The 2,610-nt window shown below is 42.7% G+C and carries 1 protein-coding gene and 5 tRNA genes; all 6 read left to right on the forward strand.

Features of this window, described 5'->3' with window-relative positions; translation table 11 throughout:
• Positions 1–186: 186 nt before the first annotated feature.
• A tRNA-Pro gene (locus ACQY6Q_RS17080) sits at positions 187–263 on the forward strand.
• Between the two features lie 45 nt (positions 264–308).
• A tRNA-Arg gene (locus tag ACQY6Q_RS17085) sits at positions 309–385 on the forward strand.
• Between the two features lie 32 nt (positions 386–417).
• A tRNA-His gene (locus ACQY6Q_RS17090) sits at positions 418–493 on the forward strand.
• A gap of 41 nt (positions 494–534) precedes the next feature.
• A tRNA-Leu gene (locus ACQY6Q_RS17095) sits at positions 535–619 on the forward strand.
• 133 nt (positions 620–752) lie between these two features.
• Positions 753–829: transfer RNA gene (locus tag ACQY6Q_RS17100), tRNA-Pro, on the forward strand.
• Positions 830–1,757: 928 nt separating this feature from the next.
• Positions 1,758–2,610, forward strand: an 853-nt coding sequence (gene tig, locus ACQY6Q_RS17105; protein ID WP_427983313.1) for a trigger factor, incomplete at its 3' end; no start/stop codon positions are given.

Raw genomic sequence — 2,610 nt, forward strand, 5'->3', positions numbered from 1 at the left:
CGCTGTGAGCAATTGGAAAATATCATTAAAAAACTGTTTGACGCTGACCTGCCAAGTGGGTAGTATTCGCCTCCGTTGAAGGGCACAACCTTGTCGTTTAACGGTGGTGATAACGTAGCTTGATAACGTATCATCTCAGCGCAAATTAGCGCTTGACCAAGTTAGGCTTGGTAATATCAAGAGTATCGGTGATTAGCGCAGCTTGGTAGCGCATCTGGTTTGGGACCAGAGGGTCGGGAGTTCGAATCTCTCATCACCGACCAAATTTTAAGTTGAGTGTTTACACTGAACTATTTGACGCTAAAGATGCGCCCTTAGCTCATCTGGATAGAGCAACGGCCTTCTAAGCCGTAGGTAGTAGGTTCGAGTCCTACAGGGTGCGCCAAATACATGCTCTATGTAGCATAAAAGTTTGTGGTGGGTATAGCTCAGTTGGTAGAGCCCCGGATTGTGATTCCGGTTGTCGTGGGTTCAAATCCCATTACTCACCCCATTATTCGACTCCATTGCCCTAGCAATGCAGCGAAAAAGTTTGCGGAAGTGGCGGAATTGGTAGACGCGCTAGATTTAGGTTCTAGTATCGCAAGGTGTGAGAGTTCAAGTCTCTCCTTCCGCACCATTATTGGTGTAAGCGTGGGTAACGCTTAAAATATACCACATAGTTTTGATGATAAGCGCAATATGGTAGCGCATCGTCGCGAAGCTCATAGAGAGTGGGGCCAGTGAACAGCTGGTAGCAATACCAAAAATTTCGGTGATTAGCGCAGCTTGGTAGCGCATCTGGTTTGGGACCAGAGGGTCGGGAGTTCGAATCTCTCATCACCGACCACTTTTAAAAGCCTCGTCAGTAATGACGGGGCTTTTTTTTATTTGGGCGCTTAAGTGTTAAGCAGATAAGTCGAACTCTATTATTGGTGAATAGGTTAATAAATAGTTAGTAGCCATTACTCATAAATGAATATACAAGAAGCGTGGGTAGTTTTATTTGCTGATATTTGAAATAGCAAGCCTCGCCGCTCACGTTGTCACTTTTACTCTTGCCAAAGCCTAATGAGGAGCCCTCAAGGCCTTGCTTCTGCTAAGAAACTATCATCAATTTGAGTGTTTATTGGGAGTTGGCTTAGCCAAATAATGCGACTTTAAGTGTATCTCTGAGTTAAACATATCAAAGCGCTTATTTGCGCTTATATCTACTTCAATTAAGTCTTTGTGGGTGAGTGAAATCTAAAGGCTTAACAAAGCATTTATGGCTATAAGCTCGGTGAACTATTTATGACTTTGATGCTGACATTAATGATTTGCTGCCTTTTTATCCCTGTATCACCGAATAGGTTTGAAATTGAGCTATGGCGGTGGTAACCAATATGTTTAAGTGGTGTTAATGGCAATTTTTTATTGACCATAAGCCTATGATTTCAGCCTGTCTTTATTGTTATTCGGCGGTGCTCGCGGTTTATAAAGTTTTGATTTTTAGTTAGCTTGGTTTCGCAATTACCTAGCATGGTGATGAGGGCCTTGTGGGGGCATTTATAACCGAAACGAAGCCACTAAGTATGCTTTATAGCAAATATTTACTCTATATCGGCGATTATCTGGTGATCAGTCTCGACCTTGGCTAAAACCATGGCTATAATGCGGCGTTTTGAAATTATGGGCCCTTAATCAAGGACAGCTGTTTGCTCAAGCAAGCCGCTAATTTCCCATTGTTTACGTAAGTAAATTGTCAGCAGGGTGCTGACTATAGCCGAGGTAATAAAATGCAGGTTTCAGTAGAAACAACTCAGGGCTTGGAGCGTCGTGTTACTATTTCGATTGACGCTGCACAAATCGAACAGCAAATTGATCAAGCGCTAAAGCAAGAAGCACGTCGTGCTCGCATCGACGGTTTTCGTCCTGGTAAAGTGCCAGTGAGCGTGATTAAAAAGCGTTACGGCGCGGCTATTCGTCAAGACGTAACAGGCCAAGCGATGCAACGTTCATTCTACGAAGCAATCATTCAAGAGAAATTAAACCCAGCCGGTGCCCCAGCGCTTCAACCTGGCGATACTAAAGATGGTGAGTTTAGTTTCAGCGCAACTTTTGAAGTTTTCCCTGAAGTAGAAGTAGCTGGTCTAGATGCTATTGAAGTTGAGAAGAAAGTTGCCACAGTAAACGATAAAGATGTTGATAATATGGTTGACACTTTACGTAAGCAACAAGCTACTTGGAAAGAAACCAAGGGCATGATCAAAGACGAATTCCGCGTTAACTTAGACTTTTTAGGTAAGATTGACGGTGAAGAATTTGAAGGCGGTAAGGCTGAAGGTTTCGATCTGGCTATGGGCGCTGGTCGTATGATCCCTGGTTTTGAACAAGATATTATCGGCATGAAAGCTGGTGAAGAAAAAACTATCACAGTAACTTTCCCTGAAGATTATCATGCTGAAAATCTAAAAGGTAAAGAAGCAGAGTTTGATATTAAAGTTATCAAAACTGAAGGTCCTGTACTTCCAGAAGTAGATGAAGACTTTGCTAAATTGTTTGGTGTTGAAGAAGGCGGTGTTGATGCACTTCGTGAAGAAGTTCGCAAAAACATGACGCGTGAATTAAACCATGCTGTTAAAGCAAAAA

Source organism: Agarivorans sp., from assembly GCF_050295395.1.
In the GTDB taxonomy this organism is placed as follows: domain Bacteria; phylum Pseudomonadota; class Gammaproteobacteria; order Enterobacterales; family Celerinatantimonadaceae; genus Agarivorans.